Genomic DNA, 20,061 nt, shown 5'->3' on the forward strand with positions numbered 1-20,061 from the left:
AGTTACCCCCTCAAACCCCTCACTCTTTTGTTTAATTCTGAGGCAGATCACCTTTTCAACAATTCTCAGATAACCTCATGTTATCGCGAGAATTAATCAATTTTTGCTAGTTCTCTTCAAAATTCAGTTTGTCGCTAATTTGCACAATTCGTTTATTGCGTGATCTGCCGCCCAAATACTAAACAAAACTCGCAAAGCCCCTACATTTAACGTTTATGCGACATATTATTAACATCCTACAAGGAGAACAAAAGCCATGAGCCAAATACATAAACACGCTATTCCCGCAAACATTGCGGATCGTTGCCTGATAAATCCGGAGCAGTACGAAGCGAAGTACCAGCAGTCTGTTAACGAACCCGACACATTTTGGGGCGAGCAGGGAAAAATTCTTGATTGGATCAAGCCGTACAGCCAGGTGAAGAACACCTCGTTTGCGCCAGGCAACGTCTCTATTAAATGGTATGAGGATGGCACGTTAAACCTGGCAGCGAACTGCCTTGACCGTCACCTGCAGGCAAATGGCGATCGTACCGCCATCATCTGGGAAGGCGACGACGCCAGCCAAAGCAAACATATTACCTACCGCGAGCTGCATCGCGATGTCTGTCGTTTTGCCAATACGTTGCTGGATTTAGGCATTAAAAAAGGTGATGTAGTGGCAATTTATATGCCGATGGTGCCGGAAGCTGCGGTCGCCATGCTGGCCTGTGCCCGTATTGGCGCGGTGCATTCGGTCATCTTCGGTGGTTTCTCACCGGAAGCCGTCGCCGGACGTATCATCGACTCCAATTCACGTCTGGTTATCACTGCCGATGAAGGCGTACGCGCCGGACGCGCTATCCCGTTGAAAAAGAACGTCGATGATGCGCTGAAAAACCCGAACGTGAAAAGCGTCGAACACGTTATCGTTCTCAAACGTACCGGTGGAAAAACAGAATGGCAGGAAGGTCGTGACCTGTGGTGGTCCGATCTTATCGAGAAAGCCAGCCCGGAACATCAGCCGGAAGAGATGAACGCCGAAGATCCGCTGTTTATCCTGTATACCTCCGGGTCAACCGGCAAGCCGAAGGGCGTGCTGCACACCACCGGCGGATATCTGGTCTACGCCGCAACCACCTTTAAGTACGTGTTTGACTACCATCAGGGCGATATCTATTGGTGTACCGCTGACGTGGGTTGGGTAACCGGGCACAGCTACCTTCTGTACGGTCCACTGGCCTGCGGCGCAACCACGCTGATGTTCGAAGGCGTGCCAAACTGGCCTACTCCGGCACGAATGTCGCAGGTTGTAGACAAGCACCAGGTCAATATTCTGTATACCGCACCGACCGCCATCCGCGCTCTGATGGCAGAAGGCGATAAAGCGATTGAAGGTACTGACCGTTCGTCGCTGCGCATCCTGGGTTCCGTTGGCGAGCCAATCAACCCGGAAGCGTGGGAGTGGTACTGGAAGAAGATCGGCAACGAAAAATGTCCGGTCGTTGATACCTGGTGGCAGACCGAAACCGGTGGATTCATGATCACCCCACTGCCGGGCGCCACTGAGCTGAAAGCCGGTTCCGCAACCCGTCCGTTCTTTGGCGTGCAGCCTGCGATTGTCGATAACGAAGGTAATCCGCTGGAAGGCGCAACCGAAGGCAACCTGGTGATTATTGACTCGTGGCCAGGCCAGGCGAGAACGCTGTTTGGCGATCATGAACGTTTTGAACAGACCTATTTCTCCACCTTCAAGAATATGTACTTCAGCGGCGACGGCGCACGCCGTGATGAAGATGGTTATTACTGGATCACCGGACGCGTGGACGATGTGCTAAACGTCTCTGGTCACCGTCTGGGCACGGCAGAAATCGAATCGGCGTTGGTGTCGCATCCGAAGATTGCCGAAGCCGCGGTGGTCGGTATTCCGCATAATATTAAAGGCCAGGCGATCTACGCCTACGTCACGCTGAATCACGGTGAAGAGCCGTCGCCTGAGTTGTATGCAGAAGTTCGCAACTGGGTACGCAAAGAAATTGGCCCACTGGCAACGCCAGATGTGCTGCACTGGACCGATTCACTACCGAAAACCCGCTCCGGCAAAATTATGCGCCGCATTCTGCGCAAAATCGCGGCGGGCGATACCAGCAATCTGGGCGATACCTCAACCCTCGCCGATCCAGGCGTCGTTGAGAAACTGCTCGAAGAGAAGCAGGCCATCGCGATGCCATCATAACCATAACCGTGAAATGCCCGATGGCGCGCTGCTTATCGGGCCTACAAATCCTATCCCTACCCCTCCCCTGAGCGGGAGGGAAATATAAAAACCCTCCCCCAAAGGATTTCGTGTTACAGGAAGGCGGCAAGCGAGCACATCCTCAGGAGCATAGTTCACTATGTGACTGGGGTGGGCGAGTGCGGCCAACGAACCTGTAGCGCGAAAGACGCAGGGGACCTCTGGAGAGCTCTGTGATGAATGACAATATTTATCAGCGGATAGAAGACAGTGCGCGTTTCAGGGAGTTAGTTGAAAAAAGGCAACGGTTTGCCACCATTCTGTCCATCATCATGCTGGCAGTTTACATCAGCTTTATTTTACTGATTGCCTTTGCGCCTGGTTGGCTGGGTACTCCGCTGCACGCGGGAACCAGCGTCACCCGGGGTATTCCGATTGGGGTCGGCGTGATCCTTATCTCCTTCATCCTGACCGGGATCTATATCTGGCGGGCAAACGGTGAATTCGATCGCCTGAACAATGCGGTTCTGCACGAGGTTAAAGCATCATGAAGAGAGTCCTGACGGCGCTTGCCGCCACGCTGCCCTTCGCCGCAAACGCGGCGGATGCTATAAGCGGAGCAGTCCAACGCCAGCCAACCAACTGGCAGGCGATTATCATGTTCCTGATTTTCGTCATCTTTACGCTTGGTATTACCTACTGGGCGTCTAAGCGCGTACGTTCGCGCAATGACTATTACACCGCTGGCGGTAACATCACCGGTTTCCAGAACGGGCTGGCGATTGCGGGCGACTATATGTCTGCTGCATCGTTCCTCGGGATTTCCGCGCTGGTCTTTACCTCCGGTTATGACGGACTGATTTACTCGCTCGGCTTCCTGGTCGGCTGGCCAATTATCCTGTTCCTGATTGCTGAACGTCTGCGTAACCTTGGTCGCTACACCTTTGCCGACGTGGCCTCTTATCGCCTGAAACAAGGTCCAATTCGTATTCTCTCGGCCTGTGGTTCCCTGGTGGTAGTCGCGCTGTATCTGATCGCGCAGATGGTCGGCGCGGGTAAGCTGATTGAGTTGCTGTTTGGCCTGAACTACCACATTGCCGTCGTACTGGTTGGCGTATTGATGATGATGTACGTCCTGTTTGGCGGCATGCTGGCAACCACCTGGGTACAGATCATCAAAGCCGTTCTGTTGCTGTTCGGTGCCAGCTTTATGGCCTTTATGGTGATGAAGCACGTCGGCTTTAGCTTCAACAATCTGTTCACCGAAGCGATGGCGGTACACCCGAAAGGTTCAGCCATTATGAGTCCGGGCGGGCTGGTGAAAGATCCGATCTCCGCGCTGTCGTTAGGTCTCGGCCTGATGTTTGGTACGGCGGGCTTGCCGCACATCCTGATGCGTTTCTTCACGGTCAGCGATGCCCGCGAAGCGCGTAAGAGCGTGTTCTATGCCACCGGTTTTATGGGTTATTTCTACATCCTGACCTTTATCATCGGCTTTGGCGCGATCATGCTGGTTGGTGCCAACCCTGTGTATAAAGACGCTGCTGGCGCGCTTATCGGCGGTAACAACATGGCGGCGGTACATCTGGCGAATGCGGTGGGCGGGAACCTGTTCCTCGGCTTCATCTCGGCAGTGGCGTTTGCCACCATTCTGGCAGTGGTTGCTGGTTTGACGCTGGCGGGGGCATCGGCAGTTTCTCACGACCTGTACGCCAACGTATTCCGCAAAGGCGCAACCGAGCGCGAAGAGCTGAAGGTATCGAAAATTACCGTACTGGTGCTGGGTGTGATTGCTATCGTGCTCGGCGTGCTGTTCGAAAACCAGAACATCGCCTTCATGGTGGGACTGGCATTTGCTATCGCAGCCAGCTGTAACTTCCCTATCATTCTGCTCTCCATGTACTGGTCAAAACTGACCACGCGTGGCGCAATGATGGGCGGCTGGTTAGGTCTGCTGACGGCCGTCGTGCTGATGGTGCTTGGCCCAACAATTTGGGTACAAATCCTGGGTCACGAAAAAGCCATTTTCCCGTATGAATATCCGGCGCTGTTCTCCATCAGCGTAGCGTTCCTCGGGATCTGGTTCTTCTCTGCTACCGATAACTCAGAAGAAGGTAACCGCGAGCGCGAGCAGTTCCGTGCTCAGTTCATCCGTTCCCAGACCGGGTATGGCGTAGAACAAGGTCGCGCGCACTAATCTTCCCTCTCCTCCGGCTTCCGGGCCGGAGGATTACTGCCTCTCTCAGAACATCAGCCTTGCAACCAGCGGCGCTACCAGCACCATCACCACGCCAGAAAGCATCATCACCAGGCTAGCCACTACGCCCTCCTGTTGGCCAAGCTCATATGAGCGAGCCGTGCCTGCGCCGTGCGATGCAGCGCCAAAACCTGCGCCTTTCGCCATCCCTTCGCGAATAGAGAGCCGCAAAAACAGCACATCGCCGACCGCCATCCCGAATACGCCAGTCACGACCACGAACAATGCCACCAGATCCGGTTGACCACCCAATGGCTCTGCCGCCGCCAGCGCAAATGGCGTAGTGACGGACCGCACCGCCAGACTGCGCTGAATTTCATCAGGCAGCATAAACAGGCGCGCCAACCAGACGGAACTGGTGACCGCCACCAGTGTCGCCGTAACCACACCCGCCGTCAGCGACATCCAGTGACGTTTAATCACGGCGAGGTTGTCATAGACCGGAACGGCGAAGGCAATGGTTGCAGGACCTAGCAGCCATAGCAGCCAGTGCGATTCACCAATATAGTTTTGCCAGGAGATATGTCCAAAGACCAACATCAGCACCAACAGCGCCGGAGTAAGCACTAACGGCATCAGCGGTAATTTACGAAAGCGGCGATACAGGCGCTTGTTGGCAAAATAGATGCCCAGCGTAATCACCAGACACAGCACGCTTAACTGGAAATTACTCACGGTTTAACCTGCTCATTTCATAGCGATACACTTTATCCACGACCCATGCCGTTGCGCCAAGCACCATCATCGTACTTAGCGCAATAACGGCAAAAATACGCCAGCCATCAACCAGTAGCAGTTGCGTATAGTTAACGACGGCGACCACCGCCGGGACAAAAAACAACAGCATTTCAGCCAGTAACCAGCGAGCACCCGCGCGGATCCAGTTCAACGGGATAACCCGGCAGACAATCAACGCCAGCATCAGCACCATCCCAACCAGGTTGGCAGGAAGCGGCAGATGCAGCCAGGAGACAAGGTATTGAGCAAAAACAAAGAGACCTGCGTACAACAGAACCTGAACGGGGATCTGGAGTCGATGAATAACGGCAGGCGTCACGCGGCTTATCGCCACAGCCATGAGGGTATGTCCTTAAAAAATAGAGAGCGCCAGTATAGAGAGCCCCCGTCCAGGACTGAAATGAATTAAAATCATTGCAGGCATAGTCTTAAGGAATAATCATGGATATCAGAACGCTGCGATATTTTGTTGAGGTGGTGCGTCAGCAGAGCTTTACCCGCGCAGCGGAGAAGCTCTTTGTCACCCAGCCCACCATCAGCAAAATGTTGAAGAACCTTGAAGACGAGCTTAATTGCACGTTGCTCATCCGCGACGGGCGGCGGTTGTTGTTAACCGATACCGGACAGGTCGTGTTCGAACGCGGCCTGGCGATCCTCGCCGAGTTTCGCCAACTCGAAGCAGAACTCAGCGACATTAATCACCTCAACAAGGGAATACTGCGCCTCGGTATCCCGCCCATGGTTGGTATGTTGATGGCTGGCCCCATCAGCCTTTTTCGCCAGCGTTATCCCGGCGTGGAACTGAAGGTGTCTGAATTTGGCGGTTTAACCGTCCAACAGGCGGTGATGAACGGCGATCTGGATGTTGCAATGACCGCGCTACCGGTTGAAGAAGAGAGCGGTCTGGCGACCTTACCGCTTTTCAGTCATCCGCTCTGCGTGCTGGTCCCCCGCTCCGGTCAATGGACAACGTGCGACTCCATTTCCCCCGAAGCGCTGGCGGAGCATCCGCTGCTTATATACAACGAAGATTTCGCGTTGAGCCGTCAACTGCTTGAGTTGTTTAACCAGCACAACGTAAAACCGCGTATCGCTGTGCGTAGCGGACAGTGGGATTTTCTGGCGGCAATGGTCCAGGCCGGCGTCGGGATCGCCATTTTACCGGAGCCGATTTGCCAGCGGTTGGATAAGCAAACGCTGCGCTGGATCCCTCTGGAAAGCGACTTACGCTGGCAGTTGGGTATGATTTGGCGCGAAGGTGTGTATCTGTCGCACAGCGCTCAGGCGTGGCTGAAATGCTGCGAAGGGTTTTGGTTAACGCAGGAGTCGTAAAATGCCGGATGGCGACATAATCACCATCCGGTTACATTTACTGATTCTCGATCAACAGCGCTTCCAGCAAATCCAGATCGTGCAATAGCTTTTGCAGCGTTTCATTGCTGATTTCACGCGTGGCGCGCAGATGATAAAGCTCGGCGCGTTCTGAACGCAGCGCCGCCAGACGGAACCGTCGCTCCAGGTTCTCTTCCTGCATTGAGCTTTCTACATCGTTTCGCCCATCGGCGCGACGACGCAGGTTACCAATAACACGGGAACTCACCTCGGTCAGCAGCTGATTATCAATGTTCTCTTCGCTATCCGCAGCCAGACGCTCCTCCATTTTCTGGATCGCGACAATCGCTACTTCCGCCGTGGCAGCGCGGGCAATGCGTTCCTCTTTTTGCTGTTGCGAGTGGTCTGCAACTTCCAGATGCTGTAGCAGAATCGGCAGCATCACCACGCCGACAAACAGCGAGAACAGAATCACGCCCGCGGCGAGGAAGATCAGTTCATAACGCGCCGGGAAGCCGCTACCATCCGGTAACAACAGCGGAATGGAGAGCACACCGGCGAGGGTAATAGCCCCGCGAACCCCCGCAAAGGAGGCAATGAGGATTTCACGCGTTGTCCAAGAGCCAAACTCCATCGGCTTTTTCTTCAGGAAGCGCAGGCTGAACTTCTTCATGGTCCACAGCCAGCCAAAACGTACCAGCATCAGCGCGGCGTAAATCAGCACGATATCGGTAAACAGCATCCAGATTTCAACGTTCGGATCGACTTCTGCCGCCGCCAAAGATGACTCCAGAATTCCCGGCAACTGTAGTCCTAACAGCAAGAAGACCATGCCGTTAAACACAAACTCCAGCATCGCCCAGGTGCTGTTAGCACGTAAACGCATCGCCAGCGGCGCGCGGCGCATCACCCCAGAACGGGTAATCGTCATGCCGGCAGCGACCGCCGCGAGGATGCCTGAAACACCAATGTGTTCCGCAATCAGATAAGACGCAAACGGCAGCAGGAACAGCAGGACGATTTGCGTTGCTGGCTCATCACCGCCCCAGCGGCTAAGAAAACGCAGGGAGCGTCCGTATAACCAACTGACGACAAAACCGGCCAGGATGCCGCCAATCGCCACTTTGAAGAACTCAACCGTCGCGCCGCCGACGGTAAATACCATCGTGCCCATCGCCACGGCCACGGCAAATTTCAGCGAGACCAGGCCGGACGCGTCGTTCATCAACGCTTCGCCCTGCAGGATGCCCATGATTTTCTTCGGGATACGCCCCTCACCTACAATACCGGAAAGGGCGACGGCATCGGTTGGCGACAGCACGGCCGCCAGCGCAAAAGCCGGGATGAGAGGGATCCCCGGCACCAGCCAGTAAATCATAAAGCCAATCCCGACCACCGTGACCAGAACCAGCGCCAGCGCAAGGCCGAAAATCTCTCGCCCGTGCTCCAGAAACTCACGCGTTGGCGTCTTCCAGCCATCGGCAAACAGCAGCGGCGGGATAAACAGCACCAGAAACAGCTCAGGATCGAATTCCACATGCAAACCAAACGTCGGCCACGCCAGCAAGGCGCCGATGGCGATCTGCATAAGGGGTAATGGGAGTTGGAAGGGCAATACGCGAGTAAATACCCCCGACAGCGAGACCACAAGGGTCATGATGAGTATGGTGAAAAAGATTTCCATGCGTTCCCTGTTTGCGATGTTTCTTATGATTGGTGATAAAGGCGTCGTGCCTTAATTCTATCTACTTGAGAGTAACGCAAAAGACAACGAGTGTGTTCTGAAAATAAAAACGGGCGGCCTGAGCCACCCGTTTTCAGGAGCGTCATCGAAGCAAAATCAAATAGCCCAACCGCCCGCGTAGAAGGCCACCAGCGCGATAGCAATCACCACCGTACCGATGTTCAGTTTGCGCCATTCGCCAGAGACAATGCGACCAATGACCAGGGTAGCAAAACCAATCATAATGCCGGTAACAATGTTACAGGTCAGGACGATAAATACAGCAGTGACCAGACCCGCCATCGCGTCGACAAAGTCAGCAAAGTCGATTTTCGCCACGTTACTCAGCATCAGCAGCCCCACATACATCAGCGCAGGCGCCGTTGCGTAAACAGGAACAAGATAAGAGAGCGGAGAAAGGAACAGGATCAGCAGGAACAATACGCCAACGGTGATCGCCGTCAGGCCGGTTTTGCCACCTGCCGCCGTACCCGCTGCGGATTCAATGTAAACCGCTGCTGGTGCGGCCCCTACCAGACCAGAGAACACGCTGCTCAGGGAGTCGGTGGTCAGCGCTTTGCCGCCATCGATAATTTGTCCGTCTTTATCCAGCAGATTCGCCTGTCCGGCCACCGCACGGATGGTTCCGGTCGCATCGAAGACCGCGGTCATAACCAGCGCCAGCACGCTCGGCAGAACGATCGGGTTCAGTGCGCCCATAATATCCAGGCTGCCGATCAGCGAGTTGCCGTTTTCATCGCTCAGAGACGGCATGGCAAAAATACCGGAGAAATGCACGGCCGGATCGAAAATCAGGCCGACGATGGAGATACCGATAATGGTCAGCAGGATGCCGCCCGGTACTTTCAGTTTTTCGAGACCAATAATCACCGCCAGACCAACCAGCGACATAATCACCGGGAAGGTATCGAAGTCGCCCAGCGCAACCGGCAGGCCATCCAGCGGGTTCTTAATAACCAGACCAACGCCATTGGCCGCAATCAATAGCAGGAACAGGCCGATACCAATCCCCGTACCGTGCGCAACGCCCTGCGGCAGATTGCGCAGGATCCAGCTACGGATACCGGTCGCAGAAATGATGGTAAACAGAACCCCCATCAGGAACACCGCGCCCAGCGCCACAGGCACGCTAATATGTTGTCCCAGCACCAGGCTGAATGCGGTAAACGCGGTCAGCGAAATGGCGCAGCCAATCGCCAACGGCAGGTTCGCCCACAGGCCCATCACAATAGAACCGACGCCCGCAACCAGACAGGTTGCCACAAACACAGCGGCAGGCGGGAATCCGGCTTTACCCAGCATCCCCGGAACGACGATAACGGAGTAGACCATGGCCAGGAACGTCGTTAATCCGGCAACGACTTCTTGACGAACGGTACTGCCGCGATGCGAAATTTTAAACCAGGCGTCGAGTGAGCCGCCGGTACGCGCTGAAGGCGTAGACATAGAAAACATCCCCTGAGAGTTTATTTTTTCGTCATTATGCGTGGTGGACAATCCACTGCCTGCTAAACGATTTCTCCATGTGCCAGCTTTGCGTCAATAGGGGTGTCGCAAAAAAGCAAACGTTTAGCTCCGCGCATAAAAAACGGGTGATAAAAAAAAGCAAACGATTATCCAGCGATCATACGTTGGTTTTCAACTGAACTTTGCCGCTTTTTACTCATTTCTTCTTATAATGCGCAAGAAATAGCCAGACGATGCGCAAACGTTATCGTCAATGCGCAATCTGGCAACAAATTTCGCTGAGTTATTACAAGATTTGCATTTATTTTTCACGTCTGCTCGCGCAAAAAAATGCATGAAGATGCAGAAAATTTTTTGGCTAAAAAGCAATCAATTCACTGGCAAATAGAACGGGGTGGCTTACACTTACTTTATCAACACAGACCGGGACCTCCCCAAACGTGCTCGACTGAGGGGTGTTGATGTCGGGGGAAACCCTCCCGTGAACCAGCGGGATAGAGTGAAAGACAAAGACCGGAACCAAACTAAAGCGCCCTCTGTGGCGCTTTAGTTTTATACCAATCAATCGTCTTCCAGCAGGCGTGCCCCGGTCCCCTGCTCGCCAAGCTGATCGCCGGGGTTACGCAACGGGCAATCACTGCGGGATAAACAGCCGCAGCCAATACACCCATCCAGTTCATCGCGTAACGCCACCAGAGTATGAATGCGTCGGTCTAACTCCTCGCGCCATTGCGAAGAGAGTTGCTTCCACTCTTTGGCGCTGAGCGAATGCCCTTCAGGTAATACGCCTAACGCGTCGCCGATGGTGGCCAGTGGAATGCCGATACGTTGGGCAATCTTGATAATCGCTACATAACGCAACACATCGCGTTTGTATCGACGCTGATTGCCGCTGTTGCGCATACTGCTGATTAATCCTTTGCTTTCATAGAAATGCAGGGTCGATACCGCCACACCGCTACGCTTTGCAACTTCACCTGGTGTGAGCAGCGCTTTTATCCGGGGTAATTTCTTTTCCATAAATCGCTTTACCTCAAGTTAACTTGAGGAATTATACTCGCCCACAGACAAAACGACGAATCGAACACTGAGAAAGAGGCAACTCTATGTCCCATCAGCAGATTATTCAGACCCTTATTGAATGGATTGATGAACATATCGATCAACCGCTGAACATTGAGGCGGTTGCGAAAAAATCAGGTTACTCAAAGTGGTATTTGCAGAGAATGTTCCGCACGGTGATGCGCCAGACGCTGGGTGACTACATCCGCCAACGTCGGCTTCTGCTGGCCGCCGTTGAACTACGGACGACCGAACGGCCTATTTTCGATATTGCGATGGATCTTGGCTATGTATCGCAGCAAACCTTCTCGCGCGTATTTCGCCGAGAGTTTGATCGTACTCCCAGCGATTACCGCCACCGCCTGTAAAATTATTGCCCGCTCTGCGTCAGTATGGCGGGCGAGTGTTTTATCCAATCCATGAACTCCTGCGGCGGCAGCGCCTTCGCAAAATACCAGCCCTGGCAATACTGTACGCCGCGTTCAAGCAACCACGCGATTTGCTCCGCCGTTTCCACCCCTTCCGCAACCGTCTTCAGGTTTAAGCTTTGCGCCATCTCGATGATATGTTCGGCAATCAAGTGACTGGTGCTGTTAGTGGCCAGCGTGCTAATAAACGATTTGTCGATCTTCAGGATATCGATATTCAATGCTGACAAATTATGGAGGTTAGAATATCCCGTGCCAAAATCGTCAAACGCCACTTCAAAACCGGCCTGGCGGAACGCCTGGATGATGGGCGTCATTTTATGTACATCGATAAAGCCACGCTCTGTCACCTCAACTTTAATTTGCTGGGCCGCCACGGAGTACTCATGATTTTTTTCAGCAATCAGGGCAATCAGTCGGGATGAATGAAAGTCAGAAGCAGAGAGGTTAATCGAGATAGACAACTGAGGATTCGCCGAAAGAAAATACCCCAAATCGTTGAAGACTTCCTCAACAACGTAATCCGTGATCTGCTCAATCATTCCCTCTTTTTCCGCCAGCGGAATAAACTCCGTTGGGCTCATCACCTCACCTTTACAGCCTGGCCAGCGTAGCAAAGCCTCCGCCCCGACACATTGTCCATTTTTGATGTCAATGATCGGCTGGTAGTACAGGCAAAGCTGACGTTTCTTGATCGCACGTTTTAATAAGCGGCGGGGAGAGAGGTATTCCTGACGCGTGCGCCACCACATGAGCAGTATCAGGATGCTGCAGATAATCCCAAAGGGGATCGTTAACGCCGCCTCATGATAGAAAATCTGATTCACACGAGCGTCAGAGGTCGAAACAATAATCGCGATGGGTCGTTTTTCTGAATGTACGATGGTATAGAAGCGCTCGCCCTGCTGGAATGTTGAGGCCTCACCGCGTATCAGCGGCGAGAATTGCGCAATATTCGCCCCTTCACTGGAAGAGAAAAAGGTATCCGTTACCGTGTCATACACCCCCCATGACAGATCCGGATCATCTGACATGACTTCGCTGTAAGATAATGGATTGATGACGACAACGTAGTTTCCCCGTTGCATGTACGTCATTTTGTAGCCAGCGAAAAAGGGGGTATCGCGGTAGTAATAGATGGAGACGTCCGGCGCGCGTTTATAGTCGGCTGTCGCCATAATATATGGGACTCGCGGCATCATTGACGTAGAGCACAAAAAATGATCGCCCTGCGCATAAATTAGCTCACTGATATATAAACGACCACGAATAATATTCAGCATACTTTTCTGATGGGCAGGAGTACACATCTTACCCTGGTACAACTGGGCCATATCACGCGCTAAATCGGCCTGGAAGATCACCAATTCCGTTTTATTTAACACCAGTTGAGCAAAAGAGCTGAGTTGATTACGGGTTTCGGACATCGCCCGGATGTGAGCAAACCATAAAGCCAGTACCACGGGGAGCAATACCACCATGAATGTTCCGAAGAACTTCAGCATCTTGCGTCGCGCACTGTGATTCATGTCAGCCCTATTTCCCTGTTTCGTATATGCCAGAACCCATTAGGCGGGATGCTATAAACACTGACTGATTAAGTTGCATGAATCTATCATTATTAGCAACAGACTTCTCTATGTAAAAATCTGATAATAGTTGATGATGATATTATTTTTCCGTAAGGCAAACTTAAAGTTATGCTTATTTCATAACATTATTATCAACAAGTAGTAATTTTTTATGAGCATTATCCTGGTCGCGTTTAAGAAATTCATTAAATTTTTTAACGAATAATTTAGGATAAACATAACAGGTAATTCATATGCATCTTTTTATTAGATTATTTGTTATCGGTTTTTTTTATTAAACATAACCATATAGAAAGCATGGCTATTACCTTGCAAAAATAACCTCTAACACTGGTGAACAAACGAGCAAATGTGATATAGTTCACACAATTCATGTAACAGAAACAATGTTTCATTCGTGTTATTGCCCGTCGAGAGCCAGAGTACTACACCCTCGGTGAACACCCCCGCGCTGTCATGGGCATCAAGACTTTCTGAGGACGTTTTTTCATGGCAACGATAACAACTGGCGTGGTTCTTCTGCGATGGCAGCTACTCAGCGCGGTGCTGATGTTTTTAGCCAGTACGCTCAATATCCGTTTTCGTAAATCAGATTATATTGGCCTGGCCGTCATTAGTAGCGGTTTGGGACTGGTTTTCGCCTGCTGGTTTGCAACCGGGCTGCTCGGCATAACCCTGGTGGATATGTCCGCAATCTGGAAAAACATTGAAAACGTGATGGTTGAAGTGATGAGCCACACACCGCCAGACTGGCCGATGGTGTTGAACTGATAAAAAATTACATATGGCTACCCCAGTTTTGAGGTAGCCATAATTTTTCGTATAAAACAGAAAAGTTAGAACGGAATATCGTCGTCGAAATCCATCGGCGGCTCGTTAGACGGCGCTGCCGGAGCTGACTGCTGCGGGCGAGACTGCGCGCCGCCGCTGAACTGATTGCCGCCCTGCGGCTGCTGAGGCTGGCCCCAACCGCCCTGCTGCTGACCGCCGCCTGCCGGAGCGCCACCACCCTGACGGCCGCCCAACATTTGCATGGTGCCACCAACGTTAACCACAACTTCAGTGGTGTACTTTTCTACGCCGGACTGATCGGTCCATTTGCGGGTACGCAGCTGGCCTTCAATATAGACCTGAGAACCTTTACGCAGATATTCGCTGGCTACTTCTGCCAGTTTGCCGAACAGCACAACACGGTGCCATTCAGTCTGCTCTTTCATTTCGCCGGTCGCTTTATCACGCCAGGATTCGGAAGTAGCCAGCGTAATGTTGGCAACTGCGCCACCATTCGGCATATAGCGTACTTCCGGGTCCTGGCCCAGATTACCGACGAGAATCACCTTGTTTACGCCTCTGCTGGCCATGATCGTGTCTCCTGAAAAACGTTACTGAATAAGTGTAAGCGCGGGATTGTAGCATTTCCAATAGCGCTTTTACTACGTTGCGAGGTCGATTCCAGTAAACAACCCCGGACAGGCATTGTTGCACAAGCATCTGCGTTTTGCATTCCAATACTGTATATCCATTCAGGTCAGGTTGTGTCATAATTAACCGTTTGTGATCGCCGGTAGCACCATGCAGCCAGGCAAAAAAGCGTTTAATCCGGGAAAGATGAATGGATAAGATCGAAGTTCGGGGCGCCCGCACCCATAATCTCAAAAACATCAACCTCGTCATCCCGCGCGACAAGCTGATTGTCGTCACCGGGCTTTCGGGCTCAGGCAAATCTTCGCTCGCTTTCGACACCTTGTATGCCGAAGGACAGCGTCGTTACGTTGAATCCCTTTCCGCGTACGCGCGTCAGTTTCTGTCACTGATGGAAAAGCCGGATGTCGACCACATTGAGGGGCTGTCTCCCGCCATCTCAATTGAACAAAAATCGACGTCCCATAACCCGCGATCCACGGTAGGTACAATTACCGAAATTCACGACTATCTGCGCCTGCTGTTTGCCCGCGTTGGCGAACCGCGCTGCCCGGATCACGACGTTCCCCTGGCGGCGCAGACCGTGAGTCAGATGGTGGACAACGTTCTGTCGCAGCCGGAAGGTAAACGTCTGATGCTGCTGGCGCCGATTATTAAAGAGCGTAAAGGGGAGCACACTAAAACGCTGGAAAACCTGGCAGGCCAGGGCTATATCCGTGCCCGTATCGACGGGGAAGTGTGCGACCTGTCCGATCCGCCCAAGCTTGAGCTGCAAAAGAAACACACCATCGAAGTGGTGATTGACCGCTTTAAAGTACGAGACGATCTTACCCAGCGCCTGGCGGAATCGTTTGAAACCGCGCTGGAACTGTCCGGTGGTACGGCGGTGGTTGCCGATATGGACGACCCGAAAGCGGAAGAGCTGCTGTTCTCCGCCAACTTCGCCTGCCCGATCTGCGGTTACAGCATGCGCGAACTGGAACCGCGTCTGTTTTCATTCAACAACCCGGCGGGCGCATGCCCGACCTGTGACGGCCTCGGCGTACAGCAGTATTTCGATCCTGACCGGGTGATCCAAAATCCGGAACTGTCGCTGGCCGGCGGTGCTATCCGCGGCTGGGATCGTCGTAACTTCTATTACTTCCAGATGCTTAAGTCACTGGCGGAACACTATAAGTTCGACGTCGAAGCCCCATGGGCCAGCCTGACCCCCACCGTGCATAAAGTGGTGCTGTACGGTTCCGGTAAAGAGAATATCGAATTTAAATACATGAACGATCGCGGCGATACGTCCGTACGTCGCCATCCGTTCGAAGGCGTATTGCACAATATGGAGCGCCGTTATAAAGAGACGGAATCCAGCGCAGTACGTGAGGAATTAGCCAAATTCATCAGCAACCGCCCGTGCGCCAGCTGTGAAGGGACGCGTTTGCGCCGGGAAGCCCGTCACGTATTTGTCGAGAATACGCCGCTGCCCGCCATTTCCGACATGAGCATCGGCCATGCGATGGATTTCTTCAACAACCTGAAGCTTGCCGGCCAGCGAGCGAAGATTGCAGAGAAAATCCTGAAAGAGATTGGCGATCGTCTGAAGTTTCTGGTTAACGTCGGCCTCAACTACCTGACGCTGTCGCGTTCAGCGGAAACGCTCTCCGGCGGCGAAGCCCAACGTATTCGCCTGGCGAGCCAGATCGGCGCGGGTCTGGTCGGCGTGATGTACGTCCTGGATGAACCGTCTATTGGTCTGCATCAGCGCGATAACGAACGTCTGTTGGGCACGCTCATCCATCTGCGTAATCTGGGTAATACCGTGATTGTGGTCGAGCACGATGAAGATGCGATTCGCGCCGCTGACCACGTTATCGATATCGGCCCGGGCGCTGGCGTTCACGGCGGCCAGGTGGTTGCCGAAGGGACGCTCGATGACATCATGGCGGTGCCTGAGTCGCTGACCGGCCAGTACATGAGCGGTAAGCGTAAAATTGAAGTACCGAAACAGCGCGTGGCGGCCGATCCGGAAAAAGTGCTGAAGCTAACCGGCGCACGCGGCAACAACCTGAAAGATGTCACCCTGACGCTACCGGTTGGCCTGTTCACCTGCATTACCGGGGTTTCCGGTTCGGGTAAATCGACGCTGATCAATGACACGCTGTTCCCGATTGCACAGACGGCGCTGAACGGCGCCACGCTGGCTGAACCTGCGCCGTACCGCGATGTTCAGGGCCTGGAACATTTCGACAAAGTGATCGACATTGACCAAAGCCCGATTGGTCGTACTCCGCGCTCTAACCCGGCAACCTACACCGGTGTGTTTACGCCGGTGCGCGAACTGTTCGCTGGCGTACCAGAATCCCGCGCGCGCGGTTACACGCCGGGTCGTTTCAGCTTTAACGTTCGCGGCGGACGCTGTGAAGCCTGTCAAGGCGACGGCGTGATCAAAGTTGAAATGCACTTCCTGCCGGATATCTACGTGCCGTGCGACCAGTGTAAAGGCAAGCGCTATAACCGCGAAACGCTGGAGATTAAGTACAAGGGCAAGACCATCCACGAAGTGCTGGATATGACCATTGAAGAAGCACGCGAGTTCTTCGATGCCGTCCCGGCGCTGGCGCGTAAGCTACAAACGCTGATGGATGTGGGCCTGACGTATATCCGTCTCGGCCAGTCGGCCACTACGCTCTCCGGCGGCGAAGCGCAGCGCGTGAAGCTGGCGCGCGAACTGTCAAAACGCGGCACCGGGCAGACGTTGTATATCCTTGATGAGCCGACCACCGGTCTGCATTTTGCGGATATTCAGCAGTTGCTGGACGTGCTGCATCAGTTGCGCGATCAGGGCAACACCATCGTGGTGATTGAGCACAATCTGGACGTGATTAAAACGGCGGACTGGATTGTCGATCTCGGTCCGGAAGGCGGTAGCGGCGGCGGGGAAATTCTGGTCTCCGGCACACCAGAAACTGTCGCCGAGTGTGAAGCTTCACACACGGCACGCTTCCTCAAACCGTTGTTGTAATCATGCCCAATGGCGCAGCGCTTATCAGGGCTGCGCCAGTATCCGGCGTTTATCTTCCGGCAGCGTGTTCACCGCCAGCTGATAAGAGGCATCAACCAGATAATAAATCTGCGAATCCGGCAGCGAGCCGTCCAGATACACCGTGCTCCAGTGCGCTTTATTCAGATGCCTGCTTGGTCGTACATCGCTATGCTGCTGACGCAGTAATTCCGCCAGTTCAGGGCTGGTTTTCAGAGAGACCGCCGGGCGTTCTTCTACCTCTTTTACCATGGCAAAGAGTACATCTTCGACTTTGATTTGTGTGGCTTTCCAGTCACTGTGCACGCTCTGCTCCGCGCCCGTTTTTGCCATGCAGTATTGCAGCAACTCCGAATTCGTCATCTTTATTCCCCTTACCAGCACTCGCCTAATGAGAACATCTTTTATTCAGTGTGCAGCAAGTCCGCAAAAGGTAAAAGCCAGTAACGCAAATTTGTTTAAAAAACCACCAAATAGCAGCCTGCGCCTTTAATACTCAGAATTTACGATCACCTCTTCACCAAACGCGCCAGCCTGGGGTAGCGGTTTATAGGTGGAGTTGGAGGCACGTAAAATACGAATACCGCGAATACCCACGTCGAGAGCGGCGGTGATGTCATTGTCAGAATCGCCGTAGAACATGCGCACGTTTTTATCCTGTAACCACTGCGTTTTGGTGTTCTGGCCCGGCTTGTCGCCGGCAAAAATGACCGGATTCATATTGGCGGCTGGGATGTGAAAGTTATCAGCCAGCGTTTTCGATACCGTTTCAGTCTTCGTCGGGCTACGTCCGGTGACGAAGAAAATACTATCGCCACGACGCACGTGCATATCAATCAACTGACGCGCCACTTCTTTTGGAATACTGAACTCGTCCCAGCCGTTGTTCATTTTCTCCCAGAAAGCCGGATTCTTCAGGTAATCTTCACTGTCCGGAGAGTACGTTTTCTTACCGCGCCAGAAGCCCGGGCTGGAAAAAAGGACGGTGTCATCGATATCAAACCCGACGGCCATCGGCGGGCGGCCTGTCAGACTGTTTTCAATTTGCGCCACGGAAACCCAGTGAATGGGAGCCTGCTCGGCGAGTTTTGCAACGTTGGTGCCTGGATTGAGCTGCGAGGGAGAAGAAACTAATGCCTGAGCAGGCTGATTTAACGTGAACAATAAACAAACGGCACTCAGTGCCAACGTAAACTTGCGCATATTTTTCCCTAAGTAGTCAGTTAGTTATCATTTTTTTATTAACAACTGGTCAAAAAACTATCTGACCTTACCCCCTGAGGGAAGGGAAAGGAAGGATTTTCTCTGGTTTTGTTACAGAAAAAGAGCACGATCACACAGAAAAGCGTGCCTGATAGCGCAACGCTCATCAGGCCTACAAACGAAAAATCCACTGCCTTTGTAGGCCGGATAAGGCGTTTACGCCGCCATCCGGCAACACTGTGCGAGAAATAACAAACCGGGTTAAATAACGGCAGCAAATGCCTTCGCCACGCGCTGCACGTTAGCGTGATTCAATCCGGCCACGCACATACGACCGCTGGCAATCAGGTACACGCCAAACTCATCACGCAGGCGATCGACCTGAGCGGCGCTAAGCCCGGTATAGCTGAACATTCCGCGCTGTTGCAGCAGGTAATCAAAGTTACGGCCAGGGATTTCAGCGTTCAGCACGTTAACCAGCTCCTGGCGCATTGCCAGGATGCGGGTCCGCATCTCTTCGACTTCCGCCAGCCAGCTGGCTTTCAGCGCGTCGTCACCCAGTACCGTAGCGACCACCTGTGCGCCAAAGTTCGGCGGGCTGGAGTAGTTACGACGCACGGTCGCTTTTAATTGCCCCAGAACGCGGCTGGCGGCATCGGCGTCTTCACATACCACAGACAACCCACCGACGCGCTCGCCGTATAAAGAGAAGATTTTAGAAAATGAGTTGCTGACCAGAGCCGGTAACCCGGCGCTGGCAATGGCGCGGATCGCATAAGCATCGTCCTGCATTCCGCCGCCAAAGCCCTGATAAGCAATGTCGAGGAATGGGATCAGATCGCGCGATTTCAGAATCTCAATAACCGCATCCCATTGCGCAGGGGTTAAATCTGCACCGGTCGGGTTATGGCAGCACGGATGCAGCAGCACGATGCTGCGCGCCGGTAAGGTATTCAGCGTGGCCAGCAGGTCATTGAAACGTACCCCGTTGGTTTCGTTGTCATACCAAGGGTAAGTACTCACTTCGAATCCAGCCCCTTCAAAAATCGCGATATGGTTTTCCCATGTCGGATCGCTAACCCACACACCAGAGTCAGGGAAATAGCGTTTCAGGAAGTCTGCGCCAATTTTTAGCGCCCCGGAACCACCCAACGTCTGAATGGTTGCGACACGCTGTTGCTGGAGAACCGGATGATCCGCACCAAACAACAGCGGCGCAATGGTATGGCGATACGTGTTCAGACCTTCCATCGGTAGATACAACGAAGCGCCGTGCGGTTTGGCATTGAGTCGGGCTTCCGCCTCCGCCACCGCTTTAAGCTGAGGAATAATGCCGTCTTCGTTGTAGTACAGGCCAATGCTGAGGTTCACTTTGTCGCTACGTGAATCTTCTTTGAATCGCTCCATGAGCGATAAAATCGGGTCGCCAGCGTAGGCGTCAACTTTTTGAAACACGAGGTGGTTCTCCAGGTTTACAGGCAGAGGATAAGAACACAATAAACCGGAAGCGGAAGAAGATCGAGAGGATGTTGCAGTTGGCGAGCATATTGCCGGATGGCGGGGTTCCCGC

17 protein-coding genes are annotated in these 20,061 nt (G+C 53.2%); 7 read left to right on the forward strand and 10 right to left on the reverse strand.

Going from position 1 to position 20,061, the window contains the following annotated elements; genetic code table 11:
• Nucleotides 1-256: 256 nt before the first annotated feature.
• From acs to actP, 3 genes are all read left to right on the forward strand, one after another.
• Complete coding sequence (acs, locus tag FDX14_RS00260; RefSeq protein WP_042312967.1) at nucleotides 257-2,215, forward strand: acetate--CoA ligase; 1,959 nt, start codon at nucleotides 257-259, stop codon at nucleotides 2,213-2,215.
• A 236-nt stretch (nucleotides 2,216-2,451) separates the two neighbouring features.
• Entirely contained in the window at nucleotides 2,452-2,766 is a 315-nt protein-coding gene (locus tag FDX14_RS00265) for a DUF485 domain-containing protein (RefSeq protein WP_006688274.1), read from the forward strand.
• The gene (gene actP, locus FDX14_RS00270; protein ID WP_042312968.1) at nucleotides 2,763-4,412 is read left to right on the forward strand and encodes a cation/acetate symporter ActP; all 1,650 of its coding nucleotides are present in this window, start codon (nucleotides 2,763-2,765) and stop codon (nucleotides 4,410-4,412) included. The genes FDX14_RS00265 and actP overlap by 4 nt, the downstream gene beginning before the upstream one ends.
• Nucleotides 4,413-4,457: 45 nt before the next feature.
• On the opposite strand, the gene FDX14_RS00275 is transcribed toward actP, so the two are convergent.
• Both FDX14_RS00275 and FDX14_RS00280 read right to left on the reverse strand, forming a co-directional pair.
• Nucleotides 4,458-5,147, reverse strand: a complete 690-nt coding sequence (locus FDX14_RS00275) for an LrgB family protein (protein WP_003031745.1) — start codon at nucleotides 5,145-5,147, stop codon at nucleotides 4,458-4,460.
• Nucleotides 5,140-5,550 carry a CidA/LrgA family protein gene (locus FDX14_RS00280; RefSeq protein ID WP_042312969.1) on the reverse strand — a complete coding sequence of 137 codons (411 nt, stop codon included), beginning with the start codon at nucleotides 5,548-5,550 and terminating at the stop codon, nucleotides 5,140-5,142. Before FDX14_RS00280 ends, FDX14_RS00275 begins: the two co-directional genes overlap by 8 nt.
• Nucleotides 5,551-5,651: 101 nt before the next feature.
• Here FDX14_RS00280 and FDX14_RS00285 point away from each other — a divergent pair, with 101 nt between their 5' ends.
• Complete coding sequence (locus FDX14_RS00285) at nucleotides 5,652-6,542, forward strand: LysR family transcriptional regulator (RefSeq protein ID WP_038636290.1); 891 nt, start codon at nucleotides 5,652-5,654, stop codon at nucleotides 6,540-6,542.
• Between the two features lie 37 nt (nucleotides 6,543-6,579).
• Here FDX14_RS00285 and FDX14_RS00290 read toward each other — a convergent pair whose 3' ends face one another.
• The 3 genes from FDX14_RS00290 to soxR all read right to left on the reverse strand — a co-directional run bounded on the left by FDX14_RS00290 (nucleotide 6,580) and on the right by soxR (nucleotide 10,773).
• Nucleotides 6,580-8,226, reverse strand: a complete 1,647-nt coding sequence (locus tag FDX14_RS00290; RefSeq protein WP_061382687.1) for a Na+/H+ antiporter — start codon at nucleotides 8,224-8,226, stop codon at nucleotides 6,580-6,582.
• 156 nt (nucleotides 8,227-8,382) lie between these two features.
• Nucleotides 8,383-9,732, reverse strand: coding sequence for a guanine/hypoxanthine transporter GhxP (gene ghxP / locus FDX14_RS00295; RefSeq protein ID WP_038636284.1), 1,350 nt, complete (start codon nucleotides 9,730-9,732; stop codon nucleotides 8,383-8,385).
• Between the two features lie 582 nt (nucleotides 9,733-10,314).
• Nucleotides 10,315-10,773, reverse strand: coding sequence for a redox-sensitive transcriptional activator SoxR (gene soxR, locus FDX14_RS00300; RefSeq protein ID WP_003826630.1), 459 nt, complete (start codon nucleotides 10,771-10,773; stop codon nucleotides 10,315-10,317).
• Nucleotides 10,774-10,859: 86 nt separating this feature from the next.
• Between soxR and soxS the strand changes: the two genes are divergently transcribed.
• Entirely contained in the window at nucleotides 10,860-11,183 is a 324-nt protein-coding gene (gene soxS, locus FDX14_RS00305; RefSeq protein ID WP_005132611.1) for a superoxide response transcriptional regulator SoxS, read from the forward strand.
• Nucleotides 11,184-11,185: 2 nt separating this feature from the next.
• Here the strand turns inward: soxS and pdeC are convergent, their stop codons facing one another.
• Nucleotides 11,186-12,772, reverse strand: coding sequence for a cyclic di-3',5'-guanosine monophosphate phosphodiesterase PdeC (gene pdeC / locus FDX14_RS00310; protein WP_137348843.1), 1,587 nt, complete (start codon nucleotides 12,770-12,772; stop codon nucleotides 11,186-11,188).
• 552 nt (nucleotides 12,773-13,324) lie between these two features.
• On the opposite strand from pdeC, the gene FDX14_RS00315 reads away from it, so the two are divergent.
• Nucleotides 13,325-13,606 carry a YjcB family protein gene (locus tag FDX14_RS00315; RefSeq protein WP_038636276.1) on the forward strand — a complete coding sequence of 94 codons (282 nt, stop codon included), beginning with the start codon at nucleotides 13,325-13,327 and terminating at the stop codon, nucleotides 13,604-13,606.
• A 65-nt stretch (nucleotides 13,607-13,671) separates the two neighbouring features.
• On the opposite strand, the gene ssb1 is transcribed toward FDX14_RS00315, so the two are convergent.
• Nucleotides 13,672-14,196 carry a single-stranded DNA-binding protein SSB1 gene (ssb1, locus tag FDX14_RS00320; RefSeq protein ID WP_003826621.1) on the reverse strand — a complete coding sequence of 175 codons (525 nt, stop codon included), beginning with the start codon at nucleotides 14,194-14,196 and terminating at the stop codon, nucleotides 13,672-13,674.
• Nucleotides 14,197-14,447: 251 nt separating this feature from the next.
• Here ssb1 and uvrA point away from each other — a divergent pair, with 251 nt between their 5' ends.
• Nucleotides 14,448-17,270, forward strand: a complete 2,823-nt coding sequence (uvrA, locus tag FDX14_RS00330) for an excinuclease ABC subunit UvrA (RefSeq protein ID WP_061382689.1) — start codon at nucleotides 14,448-14,450, stop codon at nucleotides 17,268-17,270.
• A 24-nt stretch (nucleotides 17,271-17,294) separates the two neighbouring features.
• Here uvrA and FDX14_RS00335 read toward each other — a convergent pair whose 3' ends face one another.
• The 3 genes from FDX14_RS00335 to tyrB form a co-directional block, all read right to left on the reverse strand.
• Complete coding sequence (locus FDX14_RS00335; RefSeq protein ID WP_038636271.1) at nucleotides 17,295-17,651, reverse strand: MmcQ/YjbR family DNA-binding protein; 357 nt, start codon at nucleotides 17,649-17,651, stop codon at nucleotides 17,295-17,297.
• 126 nt (nucleotides 17,652-17,777) lie between these two features.
• Nucleotides 17,778-18,491 (reverse strand): acid phosphatase AphA, encoded by a 714-nt coding sequence (aphA, locus tag FDX14_RS00340; protein WP_061382690.1) that lies wholly within the window; start codon nucleotides 18,489-18,491, stop codon nucleotides 17,778-17,780.
• A gap of 261 nt (nucleotides 18,492-18,752) precedes the next feature.
• A complete protein-coding gene (gene tyrB / locus FDX14_RS00345; protein ID WP_079225665.1) occupies nucleotides 18,753-19,946 on the reverse strand; it encodes an aromatic amino acid transaminase in 1,194 nt (397 codons plus the stop codon).
• Between the last annotated feature and the right edge of the window lie 115 nt (nucleotides 19,947-20,061).

Source organism: Citrobacter sp. wls710 (assembly GCF_005281115.1).
Taxonomy (GTDB): domain Bacteria; phylum Pseudomonadota; class Gammaproteobacteria; order Enterobacterales; family Enterobacteriaceae; genus Citrobacter; species Citrobacter werkmanii.